Origin of the sequence: Actinomyces bovis (assembly GCF_900444995.1) — a bacterium.
GTDB classification, from domain to species: domain Bacteria; phylum Actinomycetota; class Actinomycetes; order Actinomycetales; family Actinomycetaceae; genus Actinomyces; species Actinomyces bovis.
Window position 1 is genome coordinate 321,952 of record NZ_UAPQ01000001.1, and the last position, 15,424, is coordinate 337,375.

Annotated in this window: 13 protein-coding genes; 2 read left to right on the forward strand and 11 right to left on the reverse strand. The window is 66.3% G+C overall.

Annotation, left to right across the window (positions count from 1 at the left end; genetic code table 11):
* Positions 1–142: 142 nt before the first annotated feature.
* The 4 genes from infB to DR039_RS01375 form a co-directional block, all read right to left on the reverse strand.
* Positions 143–3,097 (reverse strand): translation initiation factor IF-2, encoded by a 2,955-nt coding sequence (gene infB, locus DR039_RS01360; RefSeq protein WP_111835605.1) that lies wholly within the window; start codon positions 3,095–3,097, stop codon positions 143–145.
* A gap of 90 nt (positions 3,098–3,187) precedes the next feature.
* Positions 3,188–3,511 (reverse strand): YlxR family protein, encoded by a 324-nt coding sequence (locus DR039_RS01365; RefSeq protein WP_229116728.1) that lies wholly within the window; start codon positions 3,509–3,511, stop codon positions 3,188–3,190.
* Positions 3,512–3,617: 106 nt separating this feature from the next.
* Complete coding sequence (gene nusA, locus DR039_RS01370; protein ID WP_111835607.1) at positions 3,618–4,667, reverse strand: transcription termination factor NusA; 1,050 nt, start codon at positions 4,665–4,667, stop codon at positions 3,618–3,620.
* A gap of 83 nt (positions 4,668–4,750) precedes the next feature.
* A complete protein-coding gene (locus tag DR039_RS01375; protein WP_111835608.1) occupies positions 4,751–5,206 on the reverse strand; it encodes a ribosome maturation factor RimP in 456 nt (151 codons plus the stop codon).
* 290 nt (positions 5,207–5,496) lie between these two features.
* Here DR039_RS01375 and DR039_RS01380 point away from each other — a divergent pair, with 290 nt between their 5' ends.
* Positions 5,497–6,330 (forward strand): ferritin family protein, encoded by an 834-nt coding sequence (locus tag DR039_RS01380; protein ID WP_170166896.1) that lies wholly within the window; start codon positions 5,497–5,499, stop codon positions 6,328–6,330.
* A gap of 26 nt (positions 6,331–6,356) precedes the next feature.
* On the opposite strand, the gene DR039_RS01385 is transcribed toward DR039_RS01380, so the two are convergent.
* Positions 6,357–8,192 (reverse strand): proline--tRNA ligase, encoded by a 1,836-nt coding sequence (locus DR039_RS01385; RefSeq protein ID WP_111835610.1) that lies wholly within the window; start codon positions 8,190–8,192, stop codon positions 6,357–6,359.
* A gap of 55 nt (positions 8,193–8,247) precedes the next feature.
* Here DR039_RS01385 and DR039_RS01390 point away from each other — a divergent pair, with 55 nt between their 5' ends.
* The gene (locus tag DR039_RS01390; RefSeq protein ID WP_111835611.1) at positions 8,248–8,502 is read left to right on the forward strand and encodes an RNA-binding S4 domain-containing protein; all 255 of its coding nucleotides are present in this window, start codon (positions 8,248–8,250) and stop codon (positions 8,500–8,502) included.
* Between the two features lie 108 nt (positions 8,503–8,610).
* On the opposite strand, the gene DR039_RS01395 is transcribed toward DR039_RS01390, so the two are convergent.
* Genes DR039_RS01395 through rlmN form a run of 6 tightly spaced genes read right to left on the reverse strand, consistent with a single transcriptional unit; the run spans position 8,611 to position 15,271 of the window.
* Positions 8,611–9,588, reverse strand: a complete 978-nt coding sequence (locus DR039_RS01395) for a GNAT family N-acetyltransferase (protein ID WP_111835612.1) — start codon at positions 9,586–9,588, stop codon at positions 8,611–8,613.
* A gap of 29 nt (positions 9,589–9,617) precedes the next feature.
* On the reverse strand, positions 9,618–10,802 hold the full coding sequence (ispG, locus tag DR039_RS01400; RefSeq protein WP_111835992.1) for a flavodoxin-dependent (E)-4-hydroxy-3-methylbut-2-enyl-diphosphate synthase: 1,185 nt from the start codon (positions 10,800–10,802) through the stop codon (positions 9,618–9,620).
* A 31-nt stretch (positions 10,803–10,833) separates the two neighbouring features.
* Positions 10,834–12,147 carry a M50 family metallopeptidase gene (locus DR039_RS01405; protein ID WP_111835613.1) on the reverse strand — a complete coding sequence of 438 codons (1,314 nt, stop codon included), beginning with the start codon at positions 12,145–12,147 and terminating at the stop codon, positions 10,834–10,836.
* Positions 12,148–12,163: 16 nt separating this feature from the next.
* Complete coding sequence (dxr, locus tag DR039_RS01410; protein ID WP_229116729.1) at positions 12,164–13,453, reverse strand: 1-deoxy-D-xylulose-5-phosphate reductoisomerase; 1,290 nt, start codon at positions 13,451–13,453, stop codon at positions 12,164–12,166.
* 13 nt (positions 13,454–13,466) lie between these two features.
* The gene (locus DR039_RS01415; RefSeq protein ID WP_229116730.1) at positions 13,467–14,015 is read right to left on the reverse strand and encodes a DivIVA domain-containing protein; all 549 of its coding nucleotides are present in this window, start codon (positions 14,013–14,015) and stop codon (positions 13,467–13,469) included.
* Positions 14,012–15,271, reverse strand: coding sequence for a 23S rRNA (adenine(2503)-C(2))-methyltransferase RlmN (rlmN, locus tag DR039_RS01420; RefSeq protein WP_111835615.1), 1,260 nt, complete (start codon positions 15,269–15,271; stop codon positions 14,012–14,014). The genes DR039_RS01415 and rlmN overlap by 4 nt, the downstream gene beginning before the upstream one ends.
* Positions 15,272–15,424: the final 153 nt, after the last annotated feature.

Here is a 15,424-nt window from a genome sequence, read left to right on the forward strand (position 1 = left end):
CCTCACAAGCGGGCACGATTCCCTCGGATTGGTTTGCCAAGCCATTTGAAATCAACTGGCAGATGTCGGTGGGGCCACCCACCGTGTGGTGAGCGGCCCCGCCGTCGCCTTACCCAGCTGAGCTAGGCCGATATGGGGCGCGTCAGTCGCGAGCCTTCTCGCGCATCTCCCAGGTCTCGATGACGTCGCCCTCGGCGATGTCGTTGAAGCCCAGGTTGATACCGCACTCGTAGCCCTCACGGACCTCAGTGACGTCGTCCTTCTCGCGGCGCAGGGTTGCGATAGACAGGTCGCCGTTGAGGACCACGCCGTCGCGCACCAGGCGCGCCTTGGTGCCACGCTTGATCGTGCCGGAGCGGACGATCGAACCGGCAATAGAGCCGAACTTGGAGGAGCGGAAGACCTGGCGGATCTCCGCCGTGCCCAGCTCCACCTCCTCGTAAATCGGCTTCAACATGCCCTTGAGGGAAGCCTCCACGTCCTCGATTGCCGAGTAAATGACGGAGTAGAACTTCATATCCACGCCCTCGCGGTCCGCCAGCTCGGCCACACGCTCCGCCGGGCGGACGTTGAAGCCGATGATGACAGCCGAGTCGACCGTAGCCAGGTTGACGTCGTTCTGCGTGATGGCACCCACGCCACGGTGGATGATGCGCAGTGCAACTTCCTCGCCCACGTCGATCTTGAGCAGGGAGTCCTCCAGCGCCTCGACCGCACCCGAGCTGTCACCCTTGAGGATGAGGTTGAGGGTGTCAACCTTGCCTTCCTTGAGGACGTCGGTGAGGTTCTCCAAGGAGACACGCTTGCGGCGCTTAGCCAGCAGGGCAGCACGCTCAGCCGCCTCACGCTTGTCAGCGATCTGGCGGGCGGTGCGGTCATCGGGCGCCACAATGAAGGAGTCACCCGCGCTGGGCACGGAGGTGAGTCCGAGGACCAGGGCGGGGCGGGCCGGACCGGCCTCCTGCAGGTTGTGGCCGTGCTCGTCGAACATGGCGCGCACGCGCCCGTAAGCGCTGCCAGCCACAATCGGATCGCCGACGCGCAGGGTCCCGCGCTCCACCAAGATGGTGGTGACCGCGCCGCGGCCCTTGTCCAACTTGGCTTCGATGGTTACACCGCGGGCGTCAGAGCTGGGGTTGGCGCGCAGGTCTAGGGCGGCGTCAGCGGTGAGCAGCACCGCCTCCAGCAGCTCGTCAATATGCAGGCGCTGCTTTGCGGAAATGTCCACGAACATCGTGTCACCGCCGTACTCCTCGGGCACCAGACCGTACTCGGTGAGCTGGCCCCGGATCTTGTCCGAGTTGGCGCCCTCCTTATCGATCTTGTTGACGGCGACCACAATCGGCACATTCGCAGCCTGGGCGTGGTTAAGCGCCTCAATGGTCTGCGGCATGACGCCGTCGTCGGCAGCAACCACCAGGATCGCGATATCCGTGACCTCGGCGCCACGCGCACGCATGGCCGTGAAGGCCTCGTGACCGGGGGTGTCGATGAAGGTGATGGGGCGAGTCTCGCCGTTCAGCGTGACGCGCACCTGGTAGGCACCGATGGACTGGGTGATGCCACCGGCCTCGTCGGCAACGACGTCGGTGGAGCGGATGGCGTCCAGCAGCTTGGTTTTACCGTGGTCCACGTGTCCCATGACGGTGACCACCGGAGGCCGGGGCAGCAGGTCAGCGTCGTCAAAGCTGGCCTCCTCAGCATCCAGGTCGATGTCGAAGGACTCTAGGAGCTCACGATCCTCGTCTTCAGCAGAGATGATCTGGACGTCATATCCCAGCTCGGCGCCCAGCAGTTTGAAGGTGTCCTCGTCAACTGACTGGGTGGCTGTAACCATCTCCCCCAGGTGGAACAGGACGGTAACCAAAGCTGCAGGGTTGGCGCCTATCTTCTCCGCGAAGTCGGTGAGTGTGGCGCCCTGGCGCACGCGCACCGGCGTGGAGCCATCGCCCCGAGGGACGACGACGCCGCCGATACTCGGGGCACCCTGCTGCTCAAATTCTTGCCGTTTCGCGCGCTTGGACTTGCGGCCTCCAGAACGACCGCCACCGCGCCCGAAAGCACCCTGGGTGGAGCCACGTCCGCCGCGGCCCCCACGGGGACCACCGCCACCGAAGCCACCGCCAGCACCGCCGCCACCGGGACGACCGCCGCCACCGGGACGCCCAGCACCACCGGGACGACCGCCACCACCAGGGCGACCGCCACCACCGGGACGCCCAGCGCCGCCAGGGCGACCAACCGAGCTGTGGCCCGGCATCATGCCCGGGTTAGGACGCGGACCTCCGGGACGCGGCGCACCCTGCGGGCGTGGACCACCAGCGCCACCGGGACGCGGGGCGCCGCCACCAGGGCGTGGACCGCCTTGCGGACGTGGGCCACCGGAGCCGCCGGGGCGCGGCATGCCCTGAGAGGAAGCGAAGGGATTATTGCCCGGGCGCGGGCCACCAGAACCACCCGGACGCGGACCGCCCTGACGCTGCTGGCCGGAGCGACCGCCAGAGCCGCCCGGGCGCGGCATGCCCTGAGAGGAAGCGAAGGGATTATTGCCCGGGCGCGGGCCACCAGAACCACCCGGACGCGGGCCGGGCGTGGGGCTGGCAGGCCGCTGGGGCGCTGGGGCCGCAGCAGCCTCGGCGGGGGCTGCCGGAGCCTTGGGGGCTGCGGGGGCCGGTCGGGGCCCCGGCGTGGGGGCGCTGGGAGCAGCAGCCGCCGGGCTGGGTGAAGCTGAAGGCGCTGCTGGAGCTGCTGCCGGAGCAGCTGGCTTCTCAGCTGCGGGTGCGGGTGCAGGCTTCTCAGCTGCGGGAGCTGCCGGAGCCGCAGGGGCTGCGGGCTTGGCAGTCGGCTTGGCCTTAGGGGCGGCAGCCGGCTGGGCCGGCTCAGTCACCTTGGCGGCCTCAGCCGCCTTAGCCACCTCCGCGGCCTGGGCGCTAAAGTGCTCACGTACCCGGCGTGCCACCGGGGGTTCAACGGCTGAGGAAGCCGCTTTGACGAATTCCCCCTCGTCTTTGAGCCAGGCCAGGATCATCTTTGAGGTGATCTTCTTGCCTGAGGGGTCGAGCTCTTTAGCGAGCTCATGAACGCGTGGTTTAGCCACAATTCTCCTGTCCGGTTGCCCACCCCGAACAGGGTGGGCGCTAGTAGAGGCAGCTCATCGCTGGGTACTCATCGGGTGCCCATCGGCTTCCTACCCGCCTTTGCAATCGGTGGTCCCATCGCCGGTTGGGGCGACGGCGGGCCCGGCCGCGAGGAAGCGGCTGAACCACTGGTGAACCGACCCCAGGTCAAGGGGGCCTTCCACCCGCAGGGCGCGCCCGAAGGCACGCCTGCGCTCGGCAAGGTCGAGGCATGCAGAATCACGATGGATCCAGGCGCCACGACCGGGGGTACAGGCGCGCTCGTCAACAGTGACCGTGCCGTCAGCCACTGTTAGGCGCAGGAGTTGGGCTCTAGGGGCCCGGCTCCGGCAGCCGATGCAGGTGCGCTCTGGGACGTGGGACGTTGCCGTCACCGTCGTCACCTCACCCACCTGCCTCATGTGCCTGTACCTAGGCTAGTGCCGCTCCCTCGGGGCGGGAGAATGCACTAGCCCTGCCAGAGTGTACCGGGCAGAGGGCTCAGCCCTCCTCGGCCAGCTCTGAGGAAACAGTCACGTCCGCGTCAGCACGCGAGCCGCGTCCCGGGGTGGTCTGCCCAAACTCGGCGTCGGAGTGAATATCGATCTTCCAACCAGTTAGGCGTGCGGCCAGACGGGCGTTCTGCCCCTCCTTGCCGATGGCCAGGGAAAGCTGGAAGTCCGGCACGATGACCCGGGCCGTCTGGTCTTTCTCCGAAATGATGCTGACGGAAGCCACGCGCGCCGGAGACAAAGCATTGGCTACGAAGCGGGCGGGCTGCTCGGAGTAGTCAACGATGTCGATCTTTTCCCCACCCAGTTCAGCCATGACAGCACGCACCCGCTGCCCCATGGGGCCAATGCAGGCGCCCTTAGCGTTGACCCCTTTGACGCGGGAGCGCACGGCCACCTTGGTGCGGTGCCCGGCCTCGCGCGCGATGGAGACGATCTCCACGTCGCCACTGGTGATCTCCGGAACCTCCCGCTCGAAGAGCTTGCGCACTAGCCCCGGGTGGGTGCGCGAGAGAATAATCTGGGCGCCTTTGAGGCCGCGGTTAATCTCGGTGACGTAGGCGCGGATGCGCTCGCCGTGGCGGTAGTGCTCGCCGGGCACCTGCTCATGGGGAGGCATAACTGCCTCGTGCTCCTCGTCTAGGCGCACGTAGCAGAGGCGCGAGTCACGCCCCTGCTCCACAACGCCGGAGATCAGTTCCCCGGTCTTGTCCTTGAAGGCCCCGAGAACCTCAAAGTCACGCCGATCCTGGATGCGCTGGACGATGACGGAGCGGGCGGTGGTCTGCGCGATGCGTCCAAAGCCGTCCGGGGTGTCGTCAAAGTACTCACCGTTGGGCTGGTCGTACTCGTCTACCTCGGGGGCCATAACGGACATATGCCCACTCTTGCGGTCGATCTCCACGTGGGAGCCGCGGATGGCGCCCGGCTGCTTGAGGTAGGCCAGGAGGATCGCATCCTCAATGGCGGGCAGCAGATTGTCCAGGTCGATTCCCAGCTCATCTGCTGCACCACGCAGCTCAGGCATGTTGATATCCATGGTCTCCTCTTCCTCTCGTCTATACGTCTGCTTCAGGCGGCAGGGGCCGCTGGGGTTGGTACCTGGTTTGTCTTTGGCGTCGTTCAAAACACGACGACGACTTTGGCCGCTTTGATCTGAGCGCTTGGCACTGCGCGGCTGGCTCCGTCTACCTCCAGGTTCAGGCTGTCTGCTTGCGCCTCTTTGAGCACTCCGATGAGCTGCTCGCCGTCGTCAAGCTGCAGCTGGACGGTGCGGCCCTGTGCGCGACGGAAGTGCCTGGGGGTGCTCAGCTTGCGCTCGGCTCCAGGGCTGGAGACTTCCAAGGTGTATTGGCCTTTGACAGGGTCGGCGGTATCAAGGGTCTGCGAGACGGCGGTGGTGGCTTCAGCGATCGTGTCCAGGTCAATATCCCCTGGGCCATCAGGCAGATCAACGATGACGCGCACTGTGGAGTACTTGCCGGCGCGGGTGGTCTCCACGTTTTCTAGGAAGAGCCCTGCCTCGGCGAGGACGGGGGCGAGCAGCTCGGTAAGAGTCTGAGCCAGGTTTTCCGCCATGAGGAGCCTGCCTTCGTGTGTTGGGCCCCGCAGGGCATGTGCCGGGCTGACGTCGAGCGCAGCCAGATGCGGAACATGCTACCTGCCGCGCCCCGGCGTGGGAGGATCACTGCGTGATGCCATCTCCCCATTGCACCGCTCCCCAGCACAGCCCTGGTAGCCGGCAAACCTGGCCAGTACCCCAGCAGCCGCAAGGCCTCAGCCGACGCGCACTGCTCTCTGCCTTGGCGGCTACTGCGGCCCTAGGGATTGCCGGGTGTGAGATCCGGCTCGGAGCCAAGCCGGTCGCTGTGGTCCCCACCCCCGATCCGGCAGAAGCACTCCGTGACGCTTTGGCCCGCCATGCCCATCTGCTCTCTGTGACGGCGGCGACCGCTGCCCAGACCGGCAATGAGCCAGTGCACCAGCTAGCTGGGAAAATCACTAACTGGGCTGCGAGTCAGGAGCAAAACCTGGGCGGGATTTGGCAGCCCTGGCCCACCGCAACCGCTATCCCCTCCAACTTCCCCACTGCCGCTCCCCCGCCTACCGCCGCGCCGGACGCGGGGATTGAGACGCTGGTGGGCTACCTGGGCGACGGCGTGGACTTAGCACGCAACTCTTGTGAACAGGCTGGCACGCCGGAGGTAGCGCGCAGTTATGCCTCCCTAGCGGTCTCCTGGACCCTCTGGCTACAGCGCTTGAGCCCCGATGCACGGGAGGAGAAGGGACGGGACGCCACCAAGCTCAGCGCGCCGCTGCCTAAGGAGTTGCTGCTGGCCTACGACTCAGCCCGCTTCACGCTGCAGACGGTCGCAGCCCGCACCGTTGATGCTGTGCGGGAACGCGCGATCGCCGACGCGCAATTCGCAGACACTGTGGTGCGTGCATCAATCGCCCTGGGCGGCGAGGACCCGCGCGAAGCTGCCTATGCACCGCCCCAGGTGGCGGCTGATGAGGCGCAAGATCAGGCGTGGGCGCGGGAGGTCGAGCTGGCCCTCATGGTGGCAGAAATCAAGGCAGTGGGCGCGCTCGAAGGACCTGCCCGCGCCCAGGCAATTGAGGGCGCGGTTGACGCAGCCCTACGGGCCCACCGCTGGGGCGCCACGCCCAGCGAGGACCCCTGGCCCGGCCTGGTGGCCTGAGGCGGGCTCAGGCCACCAGGTAAGGCTCAGGCGAGTGCGGCGGCCTTAGCTAGGGCGCTGCGCAGCACTGTTGCCAGTTCCTGGGCGGCCTCAGCCACAGGAATGCTGCGACGCTCACCGCTGCGGCGGTCACGGAGTTCCACAGTGCCCTCCTTGGCCAGGTCACGGCCCACCACCACGGTGTAGGGCACGCCCAGCAGCTCGGCGTCAGCGAATTTGACTCCCGCAGAGACCTTCCGGCGGTCGTCGTACAGGACCTCAAAGCCCTCCGCGTCCAAAGCAGCAGCCAAGGCCACGGCAGCGTCAAAGACGGCGTTCTCCTTGCCGGTGGCTAGCACTTGCACGTGGAAGGGAGCCACCTGGATAGGCCAGGCCAGACCGGCGTCGTCGTGATAAGCCTCCGCCAAGGCGGCCATCACACGGGAGACGCCGATGCCGTAGGAACCCATGGTGACCACGCGGGACTTACCGTTCTCATCCAAGACGGTCAGTCCCAGAGACTCTGAGTACTTGCGGCCCAAAGCAAAGATATGGCCCACCTCAATGCCGCGAGCGAGTTCCAGGGGGCCGGAACCATCGGGGGCGGGGTCACCGGCCCGCACCTCGGCGGCCTCAACGGTGCCATCTGCCTCAAAATCGCGGCCCTTAACTAGATGCAGCACGTGCTGCTGCGGGGCATTGGCGCCGGCAACCCAGCTAGTGCCATCCACAATGCGGGGGTCCAGCAGGTAGCGGACAGAGCCAGTGAGGATCTCCTGGCCCTGCTCGTCCTGCTCCACGCGGCGAGCGGGGGCGTTCGGACCAATGGCGGTGGGGCCGATGTAGCCGCGCACCAGCTCAGGATGAGGAGCGAAGTCCTCGTCGGCGGCCATCTCCACCTCAGCGGGGGCGACGGCGGCCTCCAGGCGCTTCATATCTACGTCGCGGTCACCGGGCACACCCACCACCAGCAGCTCTTTGGAACCGTCCGGGTGGGTGAGGGTAACGACGATGTTTTTGAGCGTGTCGGCGGCGGTCCAGGGGCGGTCCTCACGAGGGAAGCGCTCATTAAGCAAGGCCACCAGGGAGTCGATGGTAGGGCAATCCGGGGTGTCTACCACCTGGGCGGCGGGCTCATTGGAGGCGTCCACGGCGGGAGGCACAGGCGTGGTTACGGCCTCCGCATTGGCAGCGTAGCCACCGGCGGAACGCACAAAGGTGTCCTCACCGATGGGTGAAGGGTGGAGGAACTCTTCGGAGTGTGAGCCTCCCATGGCACCGGCCATAGCGTTTACGGGCAGGTACTCCAGGCCCAGGCGAGTAAAGATGCGCTCATAGGCAGCACGGTGAGCCTGGTAGGAGGCCTCCAGGCCCGCCTCGTCCATGTCAAAGGAGTAGGAGTCTTTCATGACGAACTCGCGGCCGCGGATCACGCCGGCGCGGGGGCGGGCCTCGTCACGGTACTTGGTCTGAATCTGGTAGATGGACAGGGGTAGGTCCTTGTAGGAGGAGTACATGTCCTTTACCAGGAGAGTGAACATCTCCTCGTGGGTGGGGGCCAGCAGATAGTCCCCGCCCTTGCGGTCCGCGAGTTTAAACAGGGTGGGGCCGTACTCGTCCCAACGCTTGGTGGCCTTATAGGGCTCGGCGGGCAGGAGGGCTGGGAAGTGGACCTCCTGGGCACCCATGCGGTTCATCTCCTCACGCACAATTCCCTCGATTTTGCGCAGGGTCGCTAGGCCCAGAGGCAACCAGGTGTAGATACCGGGGGCGGCGCGGCGGATGTAGGCGGCGCGCACCAGCAGCTTGTGGGAGGCGACCTCGGCGTCGGCCGGGTCCTCGCGGAGGGTACGGATAAAGGCGTTAGACATTCGCTGAAGCACGGGGATGATCCTACGTGCTTAGCGCACCGGCCTGCGCGCCTGCCATGATGTGCAGGTGAGCACCAAGCAACAGCGTCAGCCTTCCCTGCCAGTCATTGAGGTCAGTGGGGCGATCAAACTGGGGCAGTTCCTCAAACTGGCAGGACTGGTGGAGGATGGCGCGGAGGCGCGTGTGGCTATCCAGTCTGGGGATGTGACGGTTAATGGTGAGGGGGAGACCCGCCGAGGCCATCATCTATCCGACGGCGATGCGGTGGTGGTTGAGCTGCCTACGGGTGCGCGCGGCGCCGTCGTCGCCGTGAGGCGATAAGGCCCAGCAACCGCGCCCGGCAAGAGCTGCGCCTTGCGCGACTGCTGTGGCCGCAGTGCCCCGCAAGGTGGGAAACCGCAAACTTGGATGGGCTCTAGGGGTGGGCCGCTAGAGCAGCACGGTGGCAAAGGTGCCGTGCCGGGTGAAACCCAGCCGGTCGTAGAGGCCTAGCGCAGCGGTGTTGAAGGCGTTGGCGTATAGGCTCACTTGCCCCCAGCCATCCAGGTGCTCCGCGCGCACTCGCTCCACCATCCGAGCTAAGGCGACGGCGGCAATGCCCCGGCCCCGCAGGTCAGGGCGAGTCCACACGCCGGTGACCTGCCCAACTCCTCCGCGCCACCAGTCTGGCGGCCGTTGCCACAGGCAACCCAGGTCGGCTTTAAAGGCCACCTGGGCGCCGGGGGTGCCGGGCGGAACCGGCTGGCCGGCGCCGTCGTCGAGGACTATGTAGCTGCGGCCCATGCGCACCAGTTCACCAACGTGCCGGGCGTAGGCCCCGCCGCTGGTCAGGGGGTCATAGCCCACCTCATGGATGAACATCTCCACTGAGGCGGGCAGGACGATCTCCTCCTCCCCCGGGGCGGCCGGTCGCAGGGCGGCGGCCACCGGGGCCAAGTTGGGACGCTCGCGCAGGAGTTGATCTAGCAAGGTGCGTAGCTCGACCGGCTCAGGTGCCAGCAGCAGCGGCTGATTCCAACGTTCTGCGAGGGCCCGCATACCGGCGTCCTGTAGCTGCGGCCACACCGTCTGCACGTCGACATCCGGGCCCATTACGGAGCCCCGGCGGCTTAATCGTGGGCGCGCATGCTCAGCCAGCGTGCGCAGCTCAGCTTTATTTAGGGCAGTGTGCCCAAGTTCCGGGCGGGTAGCCAGGCCAAAGGGCATTAGGGAGTTGGTGGCCCAGGCTGCTGCCCGTGGTGCTGCTGGGCGCCCCAGCACCACCACGTCGCCGCGCCCCCACTGGCGCCAACGCATGATCTGCTGCGCTAGGGGCAGGCCCATGACTGGGTCTTGCCCGCACAGGCGCAGGATTCCTGAGGCTTGTTCAGGGCCGACGGCGGTCAGGCGGCGTTCGCGGAATCCCATCGCCGCATCCTCTATCCGCCCCGTGCGCCTCAGGCGCCGGGAGTGAGGACCACGGGGTGGGAACCGGCCAGGGCCGCCTCACCGGACTCCGCCCGCAGTTTCTCCGCCATCTCTTGGGCGTGCTTGAGGAGGGTTTCCACCACTTGGTCTTCGGGGACAGTCTGGACGACCTGCCCCCGCACAAAGATCTGGCCTTTGCCGTTGCCGGAGGCGCAGCCCAGATCCGCCTCGCGGGCTTCTCCGGGGCCGTTCACGACGCAGCCCATGACGGCGACGCGCAAGGGCGCCTCAATGTCTTTAAGGCCCTCTTCCACCTGGGCGGCCAGGGTCCATACGTCCACCTGGGCGCGGCCACAGGAGGGGCAGGAGACGATCTCCAGCTTGCGTTCGCGCAGCCCCATGAACTCCAAGAGTTTGGTACCTACTTTGACTTCCTCAACCGGCGGGGCGGACAGGGACACGCGGATGGTGTCTCCGATGCCCTCAGCCAGCAGAGTGCCAAAGGCCGCGCAGGACTTGATGGTGCCCTGGAAGGCAGGGCCAGCCTCCGTGACGCCAAGGTGCAGGGGCCAGTCGCCTTTCTCTGCTAGGAGGCGGTAGGCCTGCACCATGGTGACGACGTCGTGGTGCTTCACGGAGATCTTGAAGTCGTGGAAGCCACACTCCTCAAACAGGCTGGCTTCCCAGACGGCGGATTCCACCAGGGCCTCCGGAGTAGCTTTGCCGTACTTCTTGAGCAGGCGCGGGTCTAGGCTGCCAGCGTTGACGCCAATGCGTAGGGAGACGCCAGCGTCGGAGGCAGCCTTGCAGATGTCGGCCACCTGGTCGTCGAATTTGCGGATATTGCCGGGGTTGACGCGCACGGCCCCGCAGCCGGCTGCGATGGCCTGGAAGACGTACTTGGGTTTGAAGTGAATATCCGCGATCACGGGGATGCGGGACTGCTTGGCGATGATGGGCAGGGCCTCGGCGTCCTTGTCCGTGGGGCAGGCCACGCGCACGATGTCACAGCCAGCGGCGGTGAGTTCTGCGATCTGCTGGAGGGTGGCGCCGATGTCATGGGTCTTGGTGGTGGTCATGGACTGCACCGTGATCGGTGCGTCGCCGCCGACGTGGAGGTCACCAACCTTCACCTTGCGGGTGGGCTTGCGTGGCGCCAGGACGGGACGCTCCTCGCGCGTGGTGGGGATTCCAAGGGAGATCGCTTCAGTCACCGGCACAGTATGGCACTGCTGGCAGCGCCCCTTAGACCGGCGCCACCACGTCTACCCACACCAACACCAAGGTCATGATGATCAGCAGGCCAAAAACTACTTGCCCCACCGGCAGCATCTTCGCAGTGTCTACCGGGCCGGGGTCAGGCCGCCCCTGGGCCAGGGCCAGACGCCGTCGCACGCCCTCCCACAGGGCACCAGCCACATGCCCGCCGTCGAGAGGCAACAGCGGAATCAGGTTAAAAGCGAACAGGGCCAGATTCAGGGAGCCCAGCAGGGAAAGCATGTAGAAGGCACGTACAGACAGTGGGATAGCCGTAGGTCCGGTGGTGGTGCCGGCGCTGGCTGCTTCACCGGCAATGCGACCAATACCCACCAGTCCGATGACGCCGTCGGTAGAGCGCTGCTCTAGCCCCAGGCCTGCGGCCACCGCGTGGTAGAGACCCACCGGCAGGGAGAAGATGGCTTTAAGGGTCCCGCCCACCGCCTGGCCTATCGTGCTGGGCAGCGCCGATGCAGGCTGGGGGATATTGCCAAGGCTCGGCCCGATTCCCACATAGGGTCGTGGCTCAGTAACCGGCTTGCCGGAGGCGTCAACCATCGGCTTTCCGGACTTGTCAAGAACGGGACGCTGCACCTGCGTGGCCGTGACGGTGAGGGTCTGCTCAGCCCCGCCGCGGCGCACCACCACCTGGGTGGGCTCAAGCCCGCCAGCCTTGATGGCTTCCTGCACCTGCGCCCAGTTGCTAACGCTCTGGCCCCCCCAAGAGAGCACCTGATCCCCCACCTGGAAACCTGCAACTGCTGCCGGGGAGATGGGGTCAGCGGAGGAGCAGGCAGAGGTGCCGGCCAGATCAGCCTTCAGGCACTCGCTAACCGAGCTGAGGGTGTTGGTGTGCCCAGGCACGCCAATAACCCCCACAGCGAAGCTGAGCACAATGATGCCCAGGGCCAGGTTAGTGAGAATGCCTCCAGCCATCACCACCAGCTTCTTAGGGACGCTCAGGCGGTAAAAGGCACGGTGTTGCTCCTCCGGGCCCAGCTCAGACAGGGCCTGCTTACGAGAGTCAGCCACCAGAGAACCGGGCTTATCTGGGCGACCCGGCGGGGCCGGGGGCAGCATGCCTAGGAGTCGCACATATCCGCCAAGCCACAGGGCTTTAACCCCGTACTCGGTCTCGCCGCGCTTGATGGACCAGATTTTGGGACCAAAGCCAATGAAGTACTCAGAGACTTTCACGCCAAAGAGCTTGGCGGGGATCATATGCCCCAACTCGTGCAGCGCCACAGAGACAGCCAGGCCGATCACTAGGATCAGGATGCCCAGCAGGTAGTACAAATTCATGTGGTGCCTGCTCCTGTCAGTTCAGTTTGGAAATCAGCGCATCGGCCTGTGCACGCGCCCAGGTCTCCGCAGCCAGCACGTCCTCCAGTGTGGGATTGGACTGGCCCGGGTGCGACTCTACGACAGCCGCGTCCACCTTGACGATATCCACCCAGCGCAGCCGCCCATCCAGGAAGGCGGCCACGGCCTGCTCATTGGCGGCGTTGAGCACTGCCGGGTGGGTGGCGGAGGTGGCCACGGCGTGGCGTGCCAAGCCGACGGCGGGAAAGGTGGCGTTATCTAATGGTTCAAAGTCCCAGGACAGAGGCTTAGACCAGTCATTGGGGGTGACCAGGCCGGATAGGTCAGGGCGGCGCGGCCAGGTCAGGCCCAGGGCGATGGGCAGGCGCATATCCGGTGGGCTGACTTGAGCTATGGTGGCGCCGTCGCGGAACTCCACCATCGAGTGGATCACGGACTGGGGGTGGACGACGACGGCGATGTCCTCCGGGGGGATGTCAAAGAGCAGATGCGCCTCAATCAACTCCAGTCCTTTGTTGATGAGGGTGGAGGAGTTGACGGTGACCACTGGCCCCATGGCCCAGGTGGGGTGAGCCAGGGCTTGGGCAGCGGTGACCTCAGCGAGTTCTTCTAGGTGGCGGCCGCGGAAGGGGCCACCGGAAGCGGTCAGGACCAAACGGCGTACCTCGGTATCCCCAGTGACGACGGGGCTACTTAGGCCGCGTTGGTGCTTGCCCGAAAGGAGCGCCTGGGCGATGGCGGAGTGCTCGGAGTCCACCGGCACTACCTGGCCGGGGTGATGCAAGGCAGCTTTGACTAGGGCGCCACCAACCACCAGTGACTCTTTGTTGGCCAGAGCTAGGCAGGCCCCGGAGCGCAGGGCGGCCAGAGTGGGTAGGAGGCCCACGGAGCCGGTGATGCCGTTGAGGACGGTGTCGCCTGGGCCCACCCCGGTGACAGAAACCAGCTCGGTGGCGGCGCCCGGACCGCTCAGCACCTGTTTGACCGGGCTGGGCTGGCCGCTGCGCTCCGCCAGAGCCTTGAGGGCAGCCTCTACAGGCGCCTTAGCTGCGGGATCAGCCAGGGCCAAGAAGGGGACCTGGTAGCTGTGGGCCTGCTGCGCAATCAGTTCGGCGCGACTGCCTCCAGCGGCCAGACCTACCACCTGGGGCGCTAGGTCGTCCTGGGCGAGCCGGTTTAGGACCTCTAGGGCCTGGGTGCCGATAGAACCGGTGGACCCCAGGATCACCAGGGAGCCGGGGCCGGTTGCTTGCCCGGCGTGGGGGTTATGGGGGGTTGTGCTCACGGGTGGGAGGATCTCACTCGACGCTGAGAAGCACCTCGACGACGCGCGCAAGGTAGCGGTCCACGCTCTGCTCGTCGTAGCCCTTGTGGCCGCGCCCCGCCCGGAAGGTGATGGTGCGGGCCTCGGCGGAAGATAGGGAGGCAGCGGAGTCGAAGTAGGCGGCCACGCGGTCCATGAAGTCATCCACCTCTGAAACCAAGTAGCCCTTGCCGCGCGCCGGGGCAAAGCGCTTCCCGGCGGGGCGCAGCAGGCGCGGGTAGAGGGTGGTGGCTAGTTGGGCTACGCGGTCCATCCAGGCCTTGCGGCCGTGTTCTGCCACAAAGTCGGCGCGGCGGCGCTGCAGGAAGGCGGCTTCCAGGCGGTCCAGGGCGGAGTCCACCGCCACCGGGTCGTATCCGCCGGGCACCACGGAGAAGGCCACGGTGCGCACGCCTTCGGAGTCCATCTCTTCGAGCTCACCGGCCTCGTAGATCTCGTGGGCGGTGGTGAAGTAGCCATCGACCTGCTCCGGCCGGTAGCCCAGGCGCCGGAACTTCGTCCTGGGGAACATGTCTTGGCTCATACGACTGTCCTTGCCTTCTCCTGATTCAGTACCTCGGTGGCGAGTTGACCGCAGGCGCCCTCGATATCGCTGCCGCGGGTGTCGCGCACCGTCGTCGTGATCCCAGCGTCCCTGAGGGTCTGCACGAAGCGCTCCTGCACAGCTGTCTCAGAGCAGGTCCAGATTGACCCGGGGGTGGGATTCAACGGGATGGGGTTGACGTGGGCCCACCCGTGGCCGCGGCGGTTCAACTCATCTGCGAGGAGCTGAGCACGCCAGGCGTGGTCGTTCATGTCCTTGATCAGGGCGTATTCAATGGACACCCGCCGACCGGTTGCGCGGAAGTACTCGTGGGCTGCGTCCAACAGCTCACCAACCTTCCACTTGGAGTTCACGGGAATCAGGGCGTCCCGCAACTCGTCGTCGGGGGCGTGCAGGGAAACCGCCAGGGTCACTGGCAGCCCCTCCCCCGCCAGCTTTTTAATCAGGGGCACCAGCCCCACGGTGGAGACTGTGATTGCCCGGGCGGAAAGCCCAAAGCCTTCCGGGGCGGGATCAATCAGCCGATGCAGGGCCGCCACCACATTCTTGTAGTTGACCATGGGCTCGCCCATGCCCATGAAGACGACGTTGCTCAGGCGGGCGGGACCACCGACCAGTTCCCCCGCGGCAGAGACCAGTGCGGCGTGACGCACCTGCTCCACGATCTCTGCGGTGGACAGGTTGCGGGTTAGCCCCATCTGCCCGGTGGCACAGAAGGGGCAGGCCATGCCGCAGCCTGCCTGGGAGGAGACGCACAGGGTGGTGCGGTCCTGGTAGCGCATGAGCACGGACTCCACACGGACGCCGTCGTGCAATTCCCACAGGTGCTTGATGGTGCGGCCACCGTCAGCACGCAGGGCGCGCACCTCGTGGATGAGCTCCGGCAGGATCTCAGCGCACATGGCCTCGCGTTGGCTGGCGGGGAGGTCAGTCATCTGCTCGGCTTCACGGGTGAAATGCGTGAAGTAGTGGCGGGAGAGCTGGTCGGCGCGGAAGGCTTGCAGGCCAGCTTCCTTTAGGGCGGCTTTCCGCCCCGCCAGGTCCAGGTCTGCTAGGTGGCGGGGGGCTTTGCCTTTGGCTGGCGGCACCGCGAAGGACAGGCGGGGACGGGCGTCTGGGCTGGTGGCTCCCTCTGGTGGCTGATCCGTGGGCAGCACCTGGACCTCGACGGCGCGGCGCGCCGAATCGCGGCGTGGCACGACCGGCTGAGGCCGGTTGCCGCTGCCGCGGGTCATAGGTGGGCGGGTCACGGGGGCTGTCCTTCCGGGAGCGTGGGGCGGTGCACGGGGGTGCAAGACGAGGTTACCCGGATCGGCCACCACTGCGCCGCCCCAACTGTCGCACGGACCACCCCAAATCTGCCAAAGCAGGCCTGTCTGCCTCTACAT

Coding starts and splice junctions, on each gene's coding strand:
- DR039_RS01395 (WP_111835612.1), bottom strand. CDS start 9,588: ATGGGATTCCGCGAACGCCGCCTGACCGCCGTCGGCCCTGAACAAGCC.
- rlmN (WP_111835615.1), bottom strand. CDS start 15,271: ATGACCCGCGGCAGCGGCAACCGGCCTCAGCCGGTCGTGCCACGCCGC.
- nusA (WP_111835607.1), bottom strand. CDS start 4,667: ATGGATATCAACATGCCTGAGCTGCGTGGTGCAGCAGATGAGCTGGGA.
- DR039_RS01375 (WP_111835608.1), bottom strand. CDS start 5,206: ATGGCGGAAAACCTGGCTCAGACTCTTACCGAGCTGCTCGCCCCCGTC.
- DR039_RS01415 (WP_229116730.1), bottom strand. CDS start 14,015: ATGAGCCAAGACATGTTCCCCAGGACGAAGTTCCGGCGCCTGGGCTAC.
- DR039_RS01405 (WP_111835613.1), bottom strand. CDS start 12,147: ATGAATTTGTACTACCTGCTGGGCATCCTGATCCTAGTGATCGGCCTG.